Genomic DNA, 16,361 nt, shown 5'->3' with positions numbered 1-16,361 from the left:
ATGTCCCAGCAATACCTTACCGCCGCGCTTTACCAGTTCATCGATTTGCCAGAGTTCGCGGACTGGCAGCAGCCCCTGCAGGACCTGTGCGACGCCCGCCAGGTCAAAGGCTTGCTGCTGCTCGCCCACGAAGGCATCAACGGCACCATTGCTGGCCTGCCCGATGACGTGCATGCGGTGCTGGACTGGCTCAAGCGCGATGCGCGCCTGTCCGATCTGGTGCACAAGGAGGCCTTTGCGGCCGCCAACCCCTTCTACCGCATGCGTGTGCGCCTCAAACGCGAAATCGTCACGCTGGGCGTGCCGGAGCTGAACCCCGCGCTGAATGCCGGCCAGTACGTGAAGCCCGAGGACTGGAATGCCCTCATCAGCCAGCCCGATGTGGTGCTGGTGGATACGCGCAACGATTACGAAGTGGGCATTGGCAGCTTTGAGGGCGCGATCAACCCGCACACCAAGAGCTTTACCGAATTTCCGCAATGGGTGGCCGAGCAATCGCAGCCGGGCGGCGTGCTGCATGGCAAGGACAGGATCGCCATGTTCTGCACCGGCGGCATCCGTTGCGAAAAATCCACCGCCTACATGAAGTCGCAGGGCTTTGACAACGTCTACCACCTGCAGGGCGGCGTTCTCAAGTACCTCGAAGAGATTCCGCAGGACGCATCGATGTGGTGGGGCGACTGCTTTGTGTTTGACGAGCGCGTCTCGGTGGGCCACGGCCTGCAGCGCGGCCCGCACCAGCTGTGCCGCAGCTGCCGCATGCCCCTGGGCGAGGCCGACATGCAGCACCCCCACTATGTGCGCGGCGTCAGTTGCCCCTACTGCCATGGCACACGCACGCCCGAGCAGGAAGCCGCCCTGGCCGAGCGCCAGCGCCAGATGGACCTGGCCGCCGCGCGTGGAGAATCGCACCTGGGCCACACACAGGCCAGCTCGCAGCAGCCGCGCCAGCAGAAGATGGCCGAGCAGCTCAATGCCTTGCAGGGCCTGCCAGTGCTCTACTCCTTCCGCCGCTGCCCCTATGCGATGCGCGCGCGCCTCGCCCTGGCCCAGGCGGGCGTAGAGTGCCAACTGCGCGAGGTGGTGCTCAAGGACAAGCCTGCGGCCCTGCTGGCCGCCTCGCCCAAGGCGACCGTGCCGGTGCTGGTGCTGGCCGACGGCTCGGTCATTGACGAGAGCCTGGACATCATGCTGTGGGCGCTTGGCCAGAACGACCCGGACGGCTGGCTCGCCCCCACGGCAGGCAGCATGGACGACATGCGCGCCCTGATCGCCCGCAATGATGGCGAGTTCAAGCAGGCGCTGGACCGTTGCAAGTACCCCAACCGCCACCCCGAAGCGGACGCCGCTGCCGCGCAGGATGCCGCCCGCGCCTTCCTCTCGGGGCTGAACGAGCAGCTTGCAGCCACCGGCTACCTGTTTGGCCGCGACCCGAGCCTGGCCGACATGGCCATCCGCCCCTTTGTGCGCCAGTTCGCCGGTATCGACGAAGCCGCCTGGCAGGCCCAGCCCTGGCCGCACCTGCAGGCCTGGCTGACGCGCCTGACCGATTCGGCCCTGTTTGAACAGGTGATGAACAAGTACCCCGCCTGGCACCCGGACGAGGCAGGTGTGCTGTTTCCTGCTGATGCCGATACGCTGGAAGGCCAGGCATCTGCCTGAGTCGGCGGCGTTCACACTACAAAATCAATAGCTGCTGGCGCTTGATGGTTGGGCGCTTGCAGTTATTTTTGCCATTTGATATCCGTTTGAACCCGAAAGCAGCACCCAAAATGGGGTCAGAGCCCTGCCGCTCGGTCTTCACGATTGGCGGCATCCCAAGGGGCGCATCCACGCCTCACCCGTTCTATATTCCAAAAACGCCATAAATAAAAAAGAATATATTCGTTTGAGTTTTAAAAACAGAAGTCCACAATTTGCTACATCAATCCATACAAGCGGGTAGCAGAACATGAAATTCGGTGGAATCAAGTCTTTGTTGGTGGCGGCTGCCGTGGTGGCCAGTGGTTCGGCACTGGCCCAGAACCAGCTGCTCAACGTGTCGTATGACGTGGCGCGCGAGTTCTACAAGGACTACAACGCCGCCTTCATCGCCCACTACAAAAAGACCAAGGGCATCGATGTGAAGGTGGACCAGTCGCATGGCGGATCGAGCGCGCAATCCCGCGCCGTGGCCGAAGGGCTGGCCGCCGATGTGGTCACCTTCAATACCACGACCGACGTGGAGTACCTCGCCGAAAAGGGCGTGGTGGCCAAGGACTGGACCAAGAAGTTCCCCAACGACGCGTCACCCACCACATCGACCATGCTGTTTCTGGTGCGCAACGGCAACCCCAAGGGCATCAAGGACTGGGATGATCTTGTGAAGCCCGGCGTGCAGGTCGTCGTGGTCAACCCCAAGCTGGGCGGCAACGGCCGTTACGCCTACCTGGCCGCCTGGGGCCAGGTGCGTGAAAAAGGTGGCTCGGACGCCGATGCGCAAGCCTACGTCAGCAAGCTCTACAAGAACGTGCCCGTGCTGGCCAAGGGCGGGCGCGACGCAACCGCCGCCTTCCTGCAGCGCAATGTGGGCGATGTGCTGATCACCTTCGAGTCGGAAGTCGTCTCCATCGAGCGCGAATTCGGCAAGGGCAAGGTCGATGCGGTGTACCCATCGGTCAGCGTGACGGCCGAGAACCCTGTGGCGGTGGTTGAACGCACCGTCGAGAAAAAGGGCACCAGCGCCCTGGCCAAGGACTATCTGGACTACCTGTACTCCGACGAGGGCCAGGAAATCGCGGCCAAGCACGCCATCCGCCCCCGCAGCGAAGCCGTGCTGAAAAAGCATGCCGATGTGTTCAAGCCGATCAAGCAGTTCACGGTCGCCAAGTACTTTGGCAGCCTGGGCGAAGCGCAGAAGACCCACTTTGGCGATGGCGGGCAGTTTGACAAGCTGTTCACCGGCGACAAGAAGTAAAAGCCCCATCGTTCCTTAGCGCCCGCCAGTCGGGCGCTATGCGCTCCTGCATTCATCGTAAATACTGGACTGCGATTCATGTCTGCTGCACTCACTGCCCCGGCCACCGCCGCGCCAGCCCCCCGCCGGGGCGCTGCCCGGCGCGTGCTGCCGGGCTTTGGCCTCACGCTGGGCTACACCATTTTCTACCTCAGCATCATCGTGCTGATTCCGCTGACCACCCTGCTCGTCAAGACCTTTGGGCTGACCTGGGCGCAGTTCTGGAAAGTCGTCTCCGACCCGATTGCCGTCTCGGCCTACCAGGTCACCTTCGGCGCCTCTGCCATTGCCGCCGTGGTCAACCTGGTGTTTGGCATGCTGATCGCCTGGGTGCTGGTGCGCTACAGCTTTCCGGGCAAGAAGATCATCGATGCGCTGGTCGACCTGCCCTTTGCGCTGCCTACGGCCGTGGCGGGCATCTCGCTCACCGCCCTGCTGGCCGACAACGGCTGGATCGGCCAGTACTTTGCGCCGCTGGGCATCCAGCTCGTGTTCAACAACGTGGGCATCGTGATTGCGCTGATCTTCATCGGCCTGCCGTTCGTGGTGCGCACCGTGCAGCCCGTGCTGGAGGATTTCGAGAAAGAGCTGGAAGAAGCCGCGGGCAGCCTGGGCGCCTCGCGCTGGCAGACCTTCTACAAAGTGATCCTGCCCGCCATCGGCCCGGCCCTGCTGACCGGCTTTGCCATGGCCTTCGCACGCGCCGTGGGTGAGTACGGCTCGGTCATCTTCGTCTCGAGCAACAAGCCGATGGAGTCGCAGATCACGCCCTTCGTCATCATGGCCAAGCTGGAGCTGCACGACTACGCCGGCGCCACCGCCATTGCGATGGTGATGCTGGTCATCTCGTTCGTGCTGCTGCTGCTCATCAACGGCCTGCAAAGCTGGCAACGCAAACGCGCGGGGATCTGAACCATGCAACCCATGTACCTGTATCTGCTGGCCGGTGTGGTGGCCGTGCTGGGCGCCGTGATCGCCAGCTACCTCTATGTATCGCACCGCGAGGGGCCGCAGCCCACCAGCACGGTGACCGAGCCGCGCTGGGTGCGCTGGAGCCTGATTGGCGCCGCGCTGGTCTTCATACTCGTCTTTCTGGTGCTGCCGCTGCTGGCCGTGTTTGTGGAAGCCTTGCGCAAGGGCTGGGACACCTATGTGGCGGCACTGACCGAGCCCGATGCCTGGTCGGCCATCAAGCTTACCCTGCTGACGGCGCTGATCGCCGTGCCGCTGAACCTGGTGTTTGGCGTGGCCGCGGCCTGGGCCATTGCCAAGTTCGAGTTCAAGGGCAAGGCGCTGCTCACCTCGCTGGTCGATCTGCCGTTCTCGGTATCACCCGTGGTGGCAGGCCTCACCTATGTGCTGCTGTTTGGCGCCAATGGCTGGTTCGGCTCCTGGCTGGAAGGGCACAACACCAAGATCATCTTTGCCGTACCCGGCATCGTGCTGGCCACCATCTTTGTGACCTTCCCCTTCATCGCGCGCGAGCTGATCCCGCTGATGCAGGCCCAGGGCAGCGACGAAGAGCAAGCCGCCATCGTGCTGGGCGCCACCGGCTGGCAGACCTTCTGGAGGGTGACCTTGCCCAATATCAAGTGGGGCCTGATCTACGGCGTGATCCTGTGCAATGCCCGTGCGATGGGAGAGTTCGGGGCGGTGTCGGTGGTTTCGGGCGCCATCCGGGGCCAGACGGTGACCATACCGCTGCAGGTCGAAATCCTGTATGCCGACTTCCAGTCGTCGGCCGCATTTGCCGTGGCCTCGCTCCTGGCACTGCTGGCACTGGTCACGCTCGTGCTCAAGACCGTTGCCGAGTGGCGTGCCGAAAAGGACCGCCAGGCCGCCGCCAGCCTGCCACCCGAGCGCCCGCGCGATGACAGCGCCGTGGCCGCCTAAATATATAAAATTTTGAAAGTTTGGATATGAGCATCGAAATCCAAAACATCTCCAAGTCGTTTGGCAGCTTCCAGGCGCTGAACAATGTGAGCCTCGATATCCAGTCGGGCGAACTCATTGCCCTGCTCGGCCCCTCGGGCTGCGGCAAGACCACCTTGCTGCGCATCATTGCCGGGCTGGAAACCGCAGACAGCGGCACCATCCAGTTCAGCGGCGAAGACACGACGGACGTGCATGTGCGCGACCGCAATGTGGGCTTCGTGTTCCAGCACTACGCGCTGTTCCGCCACATGACGGTGTTCGAGAATGTCGCCTTCGGCCTGCGCGTCAAGCCGCGCAAGGAACGCCCGAGCGAAGCGCAGATCAAGGAAAAGGTGATGAGCCTGCTCAAACTGGTGCAGCTCGACTGGATTGCCGACCGCTACCCCTCGCAGCTCTCGGGCGGCCAGCGCCAGCGCATTGCGCTCGCCCGTGCTTTGGCCGTGGAGCCCAAGGTGCTGCTGCTCGACGAGCCCTTTGGCGCGCTGGACGCCAAGGTGCGCAAGGAACTGCGCCGCTGGCTGCGCCGCCTGCACGACGAGCTGCACGTCACCAGCATCTTCGTCACCCACGACCAGGAAGAGGCGCTGGAAGTGGCCGACCGCGTGGTCGTCATCAACAAGGGGCAAATCGAGCAGAGCGGCACGCCGCAGGAAGTGTGGGACCACCCCGCCAGCCCCTTCGTCTACGGTTTCCTGGGCGATGTCAACCTGTTCCATGGCCGCGCCGTGGACGGCCACACCGTGGTGGAAGGCGGCGTGCAGATCGATTCGCCCGAGCTGGCCGCCGCCAATGCAGCCAACGGCGCCCAGACCCTGGCCTACGTGCGCCCGCACGAGCTGGACGTGGAGCGCTACTCGCCCGGCCAGGAAAAGGACGACCAGGGCCGCCCGCGCGGCATCATCGCCCAGCTCGACCGAGCCATCGTCGTGGGGCCGATTGCGCGCCTGGAACTTATTCCAACGAACGGACACCAAGCCCAGGGTGCCGATGGAGAACGGTTGATTGAGGCGCAGATTCCTGCGCAGCAATACCGCGCCATGGGCCTCAAGGAAGGCGAAACGCTGGTGGTGACACCGCGCCAAGCCAAGGTTTTCGTCGATTACGCTGCCAACATCTAGTCTGGCCCGGTCATCGCCCTTTTGATGCCTGGTTGCTGAAACCCCGCTGCGGCACTGCTGCAGCAGGGTTTGGCGCCTGGCCTCAACCGCCTGTCTGCGACGGGTTGAGCGCAGCCGACCGCTTGGCTTAAGATGGCTGGATATCGGGCCTGCCCCGATAAGGCAGCAACAAGGACAACAACATCGTGAACTGGATCTGGAACGCACCGCGCCGCACCCTGGCGCTGATTTTTGTGGCCTGCGCGGCCATGCTGGGCTTTGGCATGTACCTGCAGCATGTGGTGGGGCTGGAGCCCTGCCCCATGTGCATCGTTCAGCGCTACTGCCTCATTGCCGTTGGCGTGTTTGCGCTGATCGGCAGCTTGAAGCCATCGACCGCCGGCTGGTGGAAGAGCTTTGCCTGGCTGGCAGTGCTGTTTGCCGGTTTTGGCGCCTTCACCGCCGCGCGCCAAAGCTGGCTGCAGTGGTATCCGCCCGAATTTGCAACCTGCGGCCGCGATTTCTACGGCATGATCGAAAACTACCCCATCAGCCGTTCGCTGCCCATGATCTTCCGTGGCTCGGGCGACTGCACGGCGATTGACTGGACCTTCCTGGGCGGCTCCATCGCCAACTGGTCATTTGTGGCCTTCACGGCGTTCTTCATCGTGCTGCTGCTGGCCATCTTCAAAGCCAAGCGCTGATGCAGCCTAGCGCAGAGAGAGCGCTGACCGCATACCCATCGCACGCACACCAAACGCCCCTTGCAAGGGGCGTTTTTCATTGTGCCTGCAAAAACACCTTAGAACGTGTTTACGATCTCTACGCAGCCGCGTTGGAGTGCAATCGGGATGAGTTCGAAGCGATGGGCCGCAGCTTGCACAGGGGTGCAAGCAAGGGCCAGCGCAAAGAAATCGCCCGATTTCACTCCAACCCGGAGGGACAGTGGGTTTGGGGGCGCCCGGTCAGGGACGCCCAGTCAGGGACGCCCGGTCAGGGGCGCCCCACAAAGCCGCTGTCGCGGCGCGAGGAGATCGTAAACACGTTCTTAGGCCGCACCAGCCCATGGCGCCCGGCAACGGCCATGGTGCTCTTCAACCACTTCTTGACCAAAATCGCCTGCACCGCTTTATCCCCTAGGTGACTGGTGCGGCACCGGGGCAGTATCTCTGCGCGGCGGCTGGCACTACCATCAATTGTTGCAAGGCCTGCAAGCGGGCCGCACCACTACCGATTCGACTACGAAGGAGACAGTCCATGATCAGCTACGAAGTCACCGCCTTTGGTGAACCCCTGGTGCGCACCGAGCGCGAAACCCCAGTGCCTACCGGCGATCAGGTGCTGGTGCGCATCGAGGCAGCAGGGGTGTGCCACTCGGACCTGCACATCTGGCATGGCGAGTACGACCTGGGCAATGGCAAGAAGCTGTCGATGGCCGACCGTGGCATGAAGCTGCCGCTCACCATGGGCCACGAAATTGCCGGCGAAGTCATCGCCGTGGGACCCGACGCCAAGGGCGTGGAAGTGGGCAAGAAGTACGTCGTCTTCCCCTGGCACGGCTGCGGCCAGTGCAAGGTCTGCAAGCGTGGCGACGAAAACCTGTGCCTCGCAGGCAAATCGATGGGCGTGTACCAGCCCGGCGGCTATGCCGACCATGTGCTGGTGTCGCACGCCTACTACCTAGTCGATATCGGCGACATGCCGCCCGAGCGAGCAGCGCCCTATGCCTGCTCAGGCCTCACCACCTACAGCGCCATCAAGAAGATCGACCCGCAGGTGTTCAAGGACGAGAAGATCGTACTGTTTGGCGCCGGGGGCCTGGGCCTCATGGCCATCCTGCTGATGAAAGCCATGGGCGGCGCAGGCGTGGTGGTGATCGAGCCTGATGCCAGCAAGCACGAAGCGGCGCTCAAGGCCGGTGCCGACACGGTGATCGACCCCAAATCGCCTACCTTCCTGGCCGATGTGAAGGCGGCCGCTGGCGGCGCCGTCTGGGCCATCATCGACTGCGTGGGCTCCAGCCAGACGGTGCAGGCCGGTATTGACCTGCTCACCAAGGGCGGCCATCTGGTGCAGATTGGCCTGTTCGGCGGCCATGTGGACCTGCCAACCCCCACGCACGCCATCCGTGCGCTGACCTACCAGGGCACCTATGTGGGCAACCTGCGCGATCTGCAGGAGCTGATCCAGCTGGTCAAGGACAAGAACCTGAGCCCGGTGCCCACCACCTGCATGCATTTCAGCAAGGCGTTCACCGCGCTTGTGGCGCTGGAACAGGGCAAGGCCGTGGGGCGCCTCGTGCTGACGCCAGAAGGAGAAGCGGCTTGACGCATTGCGCCTCGCTGCATCCCCTCTTCACCAACCACCGCGCTGCGGTGGTTTTTTCCAACGCGACACAACCATTGCCCCTTCACTCCACGCGCCAGCTCGGAAGGCGCCACTGCCGCCACAGCGCAATGGCACGCAGTCCGGCGGTGACGAACACGCAGGCCAGCATGGGGGCCATCTCCGGCACCGGGGAGTTGCGCAGCAGGATGTCCACCCAGCCGCCGATGAAGGCACACACGGCATAGGGCTGGTGGTCGCGGAAGGCCTGCGGAATCTCGCCGCACAGCACATCGCGCAGCACGCCGCCAAATACGCCGGTGATCACCCCCATCATCACGCACATCAGCGGCGACATGCCCTGCTCTGCCGCCATGTCCACGCCCACGGCGGCGAAGAGGCCCAGGCCCAGCATGTCGGGCCAGAGCATGGCACGCTCGGTGACGGCAAAGTGCCGCTGCCGCATGAAGCCCACGGCCAACAGGCTCACCAGCATGACAACCCAGACGAAGTTTTCATGCCGCACCCAGAAGAAGGGCCGCTGGTCGAGCAGAAGATCGCGCAGGGTACCGCCGCCAAAGGCCGCAATGAAGGCCACCACGCACACGCCCACCACGTCGAGTTTCTTGTGCGCGGCCTTGATCACCCCCGAGAGTGCAAACGCAATGGTCGCCGCAATCTCCAGCACCTGGCGGGCGGTGTCAATGATCTGGGGCGTGTTGAAGGCCATGGCGGCATTGTCGGCGCAATGCCAGCGAATGCGCGCCCGTGCTGCCCCTGTGTCGCAAGCGCGAGACAGGCAAGGCGCCCGCTTTGCAGGCCAGCCAGCAACTCAGGCCGCCGCCCGTATGGGCGCCCGCACCCCTGCCTGCGCCACCAGGGCGCCCAGCAAGGCCCAGCCCAGCGGCCATTCGCCGTGGCCCGATTCGATGTTGATGTGCCCGCCATCGGGCACCCGCACAAAGGTGCTGGCCCAGCTTTTGGCATAGGCGCTGGCCATGCGGATGGGGCAATACGGGTCGTTGCTGCCAGCTGCCACGATGCTGCCAAACGGCAGCGGCTGCGCTGGCACGGGGCTGAAATCCTCAAACAGCGCACGGCGCTCCGGATCGGCTGGCGCCACGAACAAGGCCCCCGCCACGCGCGCGAGGGCCTCGGACGGCAGGCTAGCGAGCGCGTGCACGCTGGCAATGCAGCCCAGCGAATGCGCGGCAATCACCACAGAATGCGGCGCGCCCAGAATCGCCTGCTGCACGGCGGCTGCCCAGGCAGCGCGGTGGGGCTTGGCCCAATCCTGCTGCTGCACGCGGATCGCTCCCGGTATGCGCTCGGCCCACAGGCTTTGCCAATGGCCCGGGCCGGAATTGCGCCAGCCCGGCACGATGATGACCGTCACAGGCTGAGCGCCCACATCCGCACCGTTGTCTTCAGCGCCTCTGGCACCCTCAGCCGAGGCGCCGCGCACCAGCGGGCGCGCCAGCAAGGCGGAACCTTCCAGTGCAGTGCGGGCGGCTTTCAAGCCCGAGGAGCCAGCGGCAGCGGAGACAGACATGGGCGCATTGTCTGACCCATCCCTTCAAACCACAACGAATTATTTTTTGTTTTGTTATACCTAATTGCTATTTAAAAACTCAAGCCAGCCGGTTGATGAGGCGCGGGTGCTGCTGCGGCAGTTTCTCGCCCAGGTAATCGAGAAACACGCGCAGCGCCGGTGCCATGTTGCGGCGCGACACAAAGGCGGCGTGGAAGATGCCTTCCGGCAGGCGCCAGTCCTTGAGCACTTCCACCAGGTCGCCACGCTCCAGTTCTTCGCGCACCATGTAGTCGGGCATCCAGTACACGCCGATGCCGTCCATCACCGCGTATTTCAGCGTCACCAGGTCGTCGGCCACATAGCGCGCCTGGTGGTGCAGCACCATGGGCTCGCCCGCACTGGTCTGCAGCTGCAGGGTGGAATGGCCATCGGCACTGTTGAGCGCTAGCGTGGGAAGCTTGGTGCCCAGGTCCTGCGGCGAGGTGGGCTCACCATGGATGGCCAGCAGCTCGGGGCTGGCCACCAGCACCTGGCGTGTCATGCCCAGGCGCTTGACGACGAGGCTGCCGCTGTCGTCCAGCGACACACGCACCCGCAGCGCCACGTCGATCCCCTCTTCCAGCAGGTTGATGGTGCGGTTGCTCACCATCATTTCGATGCGCACCTTGGGGTGGCGGCGCAGAAACTCGGGCAGCAGCGCGCCAACGATCCCCTGGCTGAGCGTAACCGGGCACGAGACACGCACGGTGCCCGATGGCTCGCGCTGGGTCTGCTCGATGGCGGCCTGCGCGTTCTGCGCAGCCTCCCGCACCGACTGGCAGTGGCGCAGAAAGGTTTCCCCCGCGTCGGTCAGCGACAGGCGGCGCGTGGTGCGCTGCAGCAGGCGCACGCCAAGCTTGCCTTCCAGCTCGGCAATGCGCCGCGACAGGCGCGATTTGGGAATGCCCAGCGCGCGGCCCGCAGCGGCAAAGCCGCCGCGTTCCACCACTTCGGCAAAGTAGTACATGTCGTTGAGGTCGTGCATCATGGTGGTGGCTCGGAAACAATGAATAAGAATGCCTTGGAGCGCAATACAGAAAAGCGCCAGAAGCTACATCTTTAATAGCAAAACGATGCCAATGCAAAGCACCGCGCCGCATCGCACCCACGCTGTGCGTGGCCAAGACAGTTGGCTAGATTTTGCCACCATGGTTCTAAAAATAGAACAATCTATTCCCGTTTTGCCGGTTAATCGCGCAAGGCAAACCTGACAGAATTTCTAGGTCAAGGCGCAGCATGCTGCCGCGACGGCAAGCCCGCCTTTTTTCTTCTTTGATTCTATTTTTGAGACCATGAAACTGCTGCACATCGATTCGTCCATCCTGAGCGCCAACTCCGTATCCCGCCAACTGACGGCAGAAACCGTGAAGGCCTGGGTCGCCATCCACCCCAACACCGAGGTGGAGTACCTGGATCTGGCCGTGAACACGCCACCCCACCTGAGTGAAGACGCCCTGGGCTTTCGCACCGGCCAGCAAGCCACCACCGAAGCGCAGCGCGCGCAGAACGCCATCAGCGAACAGTTGGTGAGCCAGTTCCTCGCTGCCGACGTGGTGGTGATGGGCGCGCCCTTCTACAACTTCACCATCCCCAGCCAGCTCAAGGCCTGGATCGACCGCGTGCTGCAGGCGGGCCGCACCTTCCGCTACACCGCCAACGGCCCCGAGGGCCTGGCTGGCGACAAGAAGGTGATCGTCGTGGAATCGCGCGGCGGCCAATACTCGGCCACCGAAGCGGGCCGCGCCATGGAGCACCAGGAAACCTATCTGCAGACCATTTTTGGCTTCATCGGCGTGACGGATGTGCAGTTTGTGCGCGCCGAAGGCCTGGGCATGGGCCCGGAAGCCCGTGCCGCTGGCATCGCCAATGGCCAGGCAGAGATCGCCCGCGCCGTGGCCACGCCTCTTGTGGAGGCACAGGCTGCCTGACGGAATGCCCGGGGTGGCGAGCCCCTCCGCCCCCCGCGCATGCTGCCGTTCCCTTTGCGGCAGCTTTTTGGCCGCCCGGCATGGTATTGCCCGGCGGTTTTTTTGCCACTGCACCCCTCATCCTGCATAATGCGGCGCCATGCAAGCCCTTCGCTCACTCCGCCTGACTGCCCGCCTCGTGCTGGTGTGGTTTGCGCTGACGCTGGGCGTGGGCATGGCCTCGCCCATCGTCGCGCCACAGCAGTGGGACGTGGTCTGCTCCAGCAGCGGTGACATGAAGCTGGTGGTGGTGGGCGACAGCGGCGACGACAGCGCGCTGGCGCCGCACCACCTCGATTGCCCGATGTGTTTGACCACGCTGGCGCTGCCCGGGGTCGATTCCATGCCCCAGCTTCCCCAGGCCCAGCCGCTGGGCCGGGCCGTGCAGCCCATTGTTGCCGCGCGCCTTGCGGCCGTGGTGGGGGCGCCGCTGCCCCCGCGCGGGCCGCCTCCATCCGTGTAAAGCCGTTTTCACAGCCTGAAACCAACCGGGCCCTGCCGCCGTGCGTGGCTGCGCCCTGCTTTACCCGGATGAACCATGTCTTCCCTGATCTTTGTGGCTGCGCCGCCTGCGCCAGCCCGCACCGCTTTGCGCGCGCCCCATGGCGTTGCTTTTTCGGCCCTTGGCCTGGCGGCCTGGATGGCGCTGGGCGCCTTGCCCTTTGCAGCCAGCGCGCAATCTCCATCGCAATCGGCCCCCGCCCATGAAGCGGAGCTGCCCGCCGTCACAGTACAAGGCAGTGCCGAACGCCCCAATGGCACCTTGAACCTGGGCGCCCCTGCCGCCACAGGCAGCCGCCTGGGCCTGACAGTGCGCGACACACCGGCTGCGGTGACGGTGGTGGACCGCGCCACCATTGAGGAGCGTGGCGCCACCAACACGCAGGAGATGCTCAAGAGCATTCCCGGCGTGACCGCCCATGATGCGCCCGGAAACGTCGGGGTGAGCTGGCGCGGCTTTGGCGGCAGCTCGCTCAACCAACTCTTCAACGGCATCAATGTGCAATACGGCATTGCGGCGCGCCCGGTGGACAGCTGGATCTACGACCGGGTCGAAGCCATCGGCGGCGCCAGCAGCTTTCTGTATGGCGCAGGGGGCGTGGGCGGCACGATCAACATCATCACCAAGCTGGCCGAGCGCAGCGATTTCAGCGAAGGCCAGCTGCGCCTGGGCAGCCACGCCGCCAAGGAGGCGTCCGTCGGCATCAACCGGCGCGTGGCGGGCGACGGCACGGGCGCGGGCGACCACTACCTGCGCCTGGACCTGAACCACCGCAACGCCCACGGCTGGACGCAAGGCACCCGGGCCGAGGCCACGCAGCTGGCCGCCTCGCTGCTGTCGGACCTGGGCGGCGGCGTCACCCACACCCTGGCCTACGAAGCCCAGCACGAGCGGGTGGACCGCCCCTACTGGGGCACGCCATTGCTCAATCCCACTGCGGGCGCGCTGCGGATCGACCCGGGCACGCGCTTCAAAAACTACAACAGCCAGGACGGCCTGTACGCCCAGCGGGTGCAGTGGCTGCGCTCGCTGACCGACTGGCGGGTGAATGACCGGCTGCAGTTGAAAAACACCTTCTACGCCTACGACGCACTGCGCGACTACCGCAATGTGGAGGTGTACCGCTTCAACCCGGACAACACTGCCGTGCTGCGCTCGTCCCCCCTGCTGCAGCGCCACCAGCAGCGGCTGGTGGGCAACCGCATCGATGGCCAGTACCAGGGCGAGCTGGCAGGCCTGCGCAGCGACTGGGCCTTTGGGCTGGATGTGAGCGTGAACCGGCAGACGCGCTTTCCCAATAGCCTGTCGACCACCGTCAGCACGGTCGATCCGTATGACTTCAGCACCGAGCATTTCTTCGACATTCCGGGCATGGCGCCGGGCTTTCGCCCGGACCGCGAAAACCGCGTGACCACCGTGGCGCTGTATGCCGAAAACCGCACGCAGCTCGCGCCCTCCCTGCACCTGTTGAGCGCCCTGCGGCACGAGCGCATCGATCTCGACCTGACCAACCGCCGTGAAGTGACTGCCACCAACCCGGCCGCGTTCTCGCGCAGCTACCAGCCCACCACCGGCCGCCTCGCCCTGGTGTGGGATGTGGCGCCCGGCGCCAACCTGTACGCACAGTACGCCACGGCGGCAGACCCGCCCTCGGGCGTGCTCACCACCGCGTCATTTGCCGACGTGCGCAACAACAGCGCCCTCACCACCGGCCGCCAGGTGGAGCTGGGCAGCAAGCTCGATTTCTGGCAGGGCAAGGGCACGGCCACGGTGGCGCTCTACCACCTGCAGCGCAACAACATCGCCACGCAGGACCCGAACCAGCCGAGCCAGACACTGCTGGTGGGCCAGCAGTCATCGCGCGGGGTGGAGCTGGCCCTGGGCCTGCAACCTACCCGGGCCTGGTCGGTGCAAGGCAATGTGGCGCTGGTGGATGCGCAGTACGACGACTTCACGCAGGGCGGCATCTCGCTCGCAGGCAAGACGCCTACCAATACGCCGCGCGTGGTTGCCAACCTGTGGACTTCCTACCGCGCGAGCCCGCAGTGGCAGTTCAATGCCGGCCTGCGCCATGTGGGCAAGGTCTACGCCGACGCCGCCAATACCCAGACCTGGAGCGCCTACACCCTGCTCGACCTGGGCGCCAGCTACCAGTGGAGCCGCAACACCACCGTGGTCGCCCGCGTGCGCAACGTGACCGACAAGGTCTACGCCGCCAATGTGGGAACGATGGCCTACCTGGGCGCACCGCGCACGGCCGATGTAACGCTGCGCGTGAGGTTCTGAGGCCATGGCACGCTCCCTCAAGCGCTGGTGGTATGTGACCCACCGCTGGCTGGGCATTGCGCTGTGCCTGCTGTTTGCGATGTGGTTCGTATCGGGCGTGGTGATGATGTACGTGGGCTACCCCAAGCTCACCGCGCAGGAACGCCTCGCCCACCTGCCTGCCCTCCAGGCCCAAGCCGGGCTGCTGCCGCCTCTGCAGGCACTCCACCTGGCCGGGTGGCAGCAGCCCTTGCGGGAGCTGCGGCTGTCTGCCAGCCGCGCAGGCCAGCCGGTGTACCAGCTCACCCCGGCAAAAGGTGTGCAAGGGCCGAGCCCCGGCACCGTGGTGGTGGATGCGCGTACCGGCCGCATTCTGCCTGCCGCCGATGAAGCCACGGCCCTCGCCACCGCTGCCGCCTGGGCGGGAAGCGGCAGCCCACTCACATACCTGGGCCCCCTGGAGGAAGACGCAGCCACCCATTCGCGCGCACTCGATGCCCACCGGCCACTGCACAAGGTGGCGCTGGCCGATGGCACCTGGCTCTACGTATCGGGCCCCACGGGCGACGTGGTGCGCGATGCCACCCGCAGCGAGCGCGCCTGGAACTATGCGGGCGCCTGGCTGCACTGGCTCTATCCGCTGCGCGGCGGCGTGCTCGACAAGTACTGGAACGACATCGTCGTGTGGCTCTCCATCCTGGGTATCACAGGCGCCATCACCGGCAGCGTAGTGGGTGTGATGCGCTGGCGCTTTGGCACCCGCTACCGCAATGGCCGCCGCACCCCCTACCCCGGCCGACTGATGCGCTGGCACCACATCAGCGGCCTGCTGTTTGCCGCCGTCACCCTCACCTGGATCTTCAGCGGCCTGATGTCGATGAACCCCTGGAAGGTGCTGAGCAGCGGCGCCCCTCCCGTGCAGGCAGCCGCGCTGCATGGCAAGGCACTGGCAGAGCTGGGCGCCAGCGCCACCCCGGAGCAACTGCTGCAGGCCGCAGGCCCCGGCACGCGCGAGCTGCGCTGGACCATGGTGCTGGGCCAGCCCGTGGTGCAAGCCTATGGCTCCAGCACCACCGCGCAACTGCTCGACGCCCGCACGGCGCAGCCCTGGCATGTGGATACCGCGGCGCTGCGCGCTGCCCTGCCCCGCCTGCTGGCTGCGCCCGTGGCGCGAATCGACACGCTGAGCGCCTACGACCTGTACTACTACACCCGCACCGAACACAGCATGACGGGCGGCAGCGACAAACCCCTGCCCATCTGGCGCGTGGTGTTTGACGACGCCAACCGCACCTGGGTACATGTCGATCCGCGCACCGGCGCAGTTCTGGGCAGCCTCGACAGCCACCGGCGCGCCAACCGCTGGCTGTTTGCCATGCTGCATAGCTGGGACTGGCTGCCATTGCTGGAGCGCCGCCCGCTGTGGGATGTATTGCTGATCGTGCTGAGCCTGGGCGGCCTGCTGCTGAGCGCCACCGGCGTGGTGGTGGGTTGGCGCAGGCTGCGGGCAACGCTGCGCCGCTAGGGCGATAGGCGGCCAGGCCACGGTCAGTGGAGGGAGTTGACTCCGATCACGCCTTTGGGGCGTAACGCAGCGGACAGGTAACTACAAAATCCATAGCTACAATGCCGCCCTCGTCTTGCGCGAAGAACGTGTTTACGATCTCCTCGCGCCGCGACAGTGGCTTTGCGGGGCGCCCGG

15 protein-coding genes and 1 pseudogene are annotated in these 16,361 nt (G+C 65.0%); 12 read left to right on the top strand and 4 right to left on the bottom strand.

The genetic code is table 11. From position 1 onward, the window contains the following. The 7 genes and pseudogenes from ACH2DG_RS20050 to ACH2DG_RS20020 all read left to right on the top strand — a co-directional run. Nucleotides 1-957 (top strand): annotated as a pseudogene (locus tag ACH2DG_RS20050) (rhodanese-related sulfurtransferase); the annotation flags it as partial. Beyond that, nucleotides 958-1,662: a glutathione S-transferase gene (locus ACH2DG_RS20045; protein WP_395028303.1), complete on the top strand. Its 705-nt coding sequence runs from the start codon at nucleotides 958-960 to the stop codon at nucleotides 1,660-1,662. It begins immediately after the preceding pseudogene. A gap of 289 nt (nucleotides 1,663-1,951) precedes the next feature. Beyond that, a complete protein-coding gene (locus tag ACH2DG_RS20040) occupies nucleotides 1,952-2,956 on the top strand; it encodes a sulfate ABC transporter substrate-binding protein (protein WP_224152062.1) in 1,005 nt (334 codons plus the stop codon). 78 nt (nucleotides 2,957-3,034) lie between these two features. Beyond that, complete coding sequence (cysT, locus tag ACH2DG_RS20035; protein WP_395028300.1) at nucleotides 3,035-3,907, top strand: sulfate ABC transporter permease subunit CysT; 873 nt, start codon at nucleotides 3,035-3,037, stop codon at nucleotides 3,905-3,907. A gap of 3 nt (nucleotides 3,908-3,910) precedes the next feature. Continuing rightward, entirely contained in the window at nucleotides 3,911-4,888 is a 978-nt protein-coding gene (gene cysW, locus ACH2DG_RS20030; protein WP_395028299.1) for a sulfate ABC transporter permease subunit CysW, read from the top strand. A gap of 26 nt (nucleotides 4,889-4,914) precedes the next feature. Then, nucleotides 4,915-6,048 (top strand): sulfate/molybdate ABC transporter ATP-binding protein, encoded by a 1,134-nt coding sequence (locus ACH2DG_RS20025; protein ID WP_395028298.1) that lies wholly within the window; start codon nucleotides 4,915-4,917, stop codon nucleotides 6,046-6,048. Between the two features lie 182 nt (nucleotides 6,049-6,230). Beyond that, the gene (locus tag ACH2DG_RS20020; RefSeq protein WP_395028302.1) at nucleotides 6,231-6,731 is read left to right on the top strand and encodes a disulfide bond formation protein B; all 501 of its coding nucleotides are present in this window, start codon (nucleotides 6,231-6,233) and stop codon (nucleotides 6,729-6,731) included. A gap of 289 nt (nucleotides 6,732-7,020) precedes the next feature. On the opposite strand, the gene ACH2DG_RS20015 is transcribed toward ACH2DG_RS20020, so the two are convergent. Continuing rightward, nucleotides 7,021-7,152, bottom strand: a complete 132-nt coding sequence (locus ACH2DG_RS20015; protein ID WP_395028296.1) for a hypothetical protein — start codon at nucleotides 7,150-7,152, stop codon at nucleotides 7,021-7,023. A 132-nt stretch (nucleotides 7,153-7,284) separates the two neighbouring features. Here ACH2DG_RS20015 and ACH2DG_RS20010 point away from each other — a divergent pair, with 132 nt between their 5' ends. Further along, complete coding sequence (locus ACH2DG_RS20010) at nucleotides 7,285-8,355, top strand: alcohol dehydrogenase (RefSeq protein ID WP_395028295.1); 1,071 nt, start codon at nucleotides 7,285-7,287, stop codon at nucleotides 8,353-8,355. Nucleotides 8,356-8,437: 82 nt separating this feature from the next. Here the strand turns inward: ACH2DG_RS20010 and ACH2DG_RS20005 are convergent, their stop codons facing one another. The 3 genes from ACH2DG_RS20005 to ACH2DG_RS19995 all read right to left on the bottom strand — a co-directional run bounded on the left by ACH2DG_RS20005 (nucleotide 8,438) and on the right by ACH2DG_RS19995 (nucleotide 10,910). Then, a complete protein-coding gene (locus ACH2DG_RS20005) occupies nucleotides 8,438-9,082 on the bottom strand; it encodes a trimeric intracellular cation channel family protein (protein ID WP_395028293.1) in 645 nt (214 codons plus the stop codon). A 102-nt stretch (nucleotides 9,083-9,184) separates the two neighbouring features. Next, the gene (locus ACH2DG_RS20000; RefSeq protein ID WP_395028292.1) at nucleotides 9,185-9,904 is read right to left on the bottom strand and encodes an RBBP9/YdeN family alpha/beta hydrolase; all 720 of its coding nucleotides are present in this window, start codon (nucleotides 9,902-9,904) and stop codon (nucleotides 9,185-9,187) included. Between the two features lie 79 nt (nucleotides 9,905-9,983). Continuing rightward, nucleotides 9,984-10,910, bottom strand: coding sequence for a LysR family transcriptional regulator (locus tag ACH2DG_RS19995; RefSeq protein ID WP_184707471.1), 927 nt, complete (start codon nucleotides 10,908-10,910; stop codon nucleotides 9,984-9,986). A gap of 307 nt (nucleotides 10,911-11,217) precedes the next feature. Between ACH2DG_RS19995 and ACH2DG_RS19990 the strand changes: the two genes are divergently transcribed. The 4 genes from ACH2DG_RS19990 to ACH2DG_RS19975 all read left to right on the top strand — a co-directional run bounded on the left by ACH2DG_RS19990 (nucleotide 11,218) and on the right by ACH2DG_RS19975 (nucleotide 16,184). Then, nucleotides 11,218-11,853, top strand: coding sequence for an FMN-dependent NADH-azoreductase (locus tag ACH2DG_RS19990; protein WP_395028291.1), 636 nt, complete (start codon nucleotides 11,218-11,220; stop codon nucleotides 11,851-11,853). A gap of 139 nt (nucleotides 11,854-11,992) precedes the next feature. Beyond that, on the top strand, nucleotides 11,993-12,355 hold the full coding sequence (locus tag ACH2DG_RS19985) for a DUF2946 family protein (protein WP_395028289.1): 363 nt from the start codon (nucleotides 11,993-11,995) through the stop codon (nucleotides 12,353-12,355). A 177-nt stretch (nucleotides 12,356-12,532) separates the two neighbouring features. Then, complete coding sequence (locus ACH2DG_RS19980) at nucleotides 12,533-14,680, top strand: TonB-dependent receptor (RefSeq protein ID WP_395028301.1); 2,148 nt, start codon at nucleotides 12,533-12,535, stop codon at nucleotides 14,678-14,680. Between the two features lie 4 nt (nucleotides 14,681-14,684). Continuing rightward, a complete protein-coding gene (locus tag ACH2DG_RS19975; protein WP_395028288.1) occupies nucleotides 14,685-16,184 on the top strand; it encodes a PepSY domain-containing protein in 1,500 nt (499 codons plus the stop codon). Nucleotides 16,185-16,361 lie beyond the last annotated feature (177 nt).

The sequence above is a fragment of the Comamonas odontotermitis genome (assembly GCF_040396735.1).
Lineage (GTDB): Bacteria > Pseudomonadota > Gammaproteobacteria > Burkholderiales > Burkholderiaceae_C > Comamonas > Comamonas odontotermitis_C.
Note: the sequence above shows the minus strand (reverse complement) of the source record. Positions and strands in the feature narration are given on the sequence as shown.

What these genes read in the sequence shown, in the direction of transcription:
- ACH2DG_RS20025 (WP_395028298.1), top strand. Translation starts at nt 4,915, where the DNA reads ATGAGCATCGAAATCCAAAACATCTCCAAGTCGTTTGGCAGCTTCCAG.
- cysW (WP_395028299.1), top strand. Translation starts at nt 3,911, where the DNA reads ATGCAACCCATGTACCTGTATCTGCTGGCCGGTGTGGTGGCCGTGCTG.
- ACH2DG_RS19990 (WP_395028291.1), top strand. Translation starts at nt 11,218, where the DNA reads ATGAAACTGCTGCACATCGATTCGTCCATCCTGAGCGCCAACTCCGTA.
- ACH2DG_RS20045 (WP_395028303.1), top strand. Translation starts at nt 958, where the DNA reads ATGGCCGAGCAGCTCAATGCCTTGCAGGGCCTGCCAGTGCTCTACTCC.
- ACH2DG_RS19975 (WP_395028288.1), top strand. Translation starts at nt 14,685, where the DNA reads ATGGCACGCTCCCTCAAGCGCTGGTGGTATGTGACCCACCGCTGGCTG.
- ACH2DG_RS20000 (WP_395028292.1), bottom strand. Translation starts at nt 9,904, where the DNA reads ATGTCTGTCTCCGCTGCCGCTGGCTCCTCGGGCTTGAAAGCCGCCCGC.
- ACH2DG_RS20010 (WP_395028295.1), top strand. Translation starts at nt 7,285, where the DNA reads ATGATCAGCTACGAAGTCACCGCCTTTGGTGAACCCCTGGTGCGCACC.
- ACH2DG_RS19985 (WP_395028289.1), top strand. Translation starts at nt 11,993, where the DNA reads ATGCAAGCCCTTCGCTCACTCCGCCTGACTGCCCGCCTCGTGCTGGTG.
- ACH2DG_RS19980 (WP_395028301.1), top strand. Translation starts at nt 12,533, where the DNA reads ATGGCGCTGGGCGCCTTGCCCTTTGCAGCCAGCGCGCAATCTCCATCG.
- ACH2DG_RS20005 (WP_395028293.1), bottom strand. Translation starts at nt 9,082, where the DNA reads ATGGCCTTCAACACGCCCCAGATCATTGACACCGCCCGCCAGGTGCTG.
- cysT (WP_395028300.1), top strand. Translation starts at nt 3,035, where the DNA reads ATGTCTGCTGCACTCACTGCCCCGGCCACCGCCGCGCCAGCCCCCCGC.
- ACH2DG_RS19995 (WP_184707471.1), bottom strand. Translation starts at nt 10,910, where the DNA reads ATGCACGACCTCAACGACATGTACTACTTTGCCGAAGTGGTGGAACGC.
- ACH2DG_RS20040 (WP_224152062.1), top strand. Translation starts at nt 1,952, where the DNA reads ATGAAATTCGGTGGAATCAAGTCTTTGTTGGTGGCGGCTGCCGTGGTG.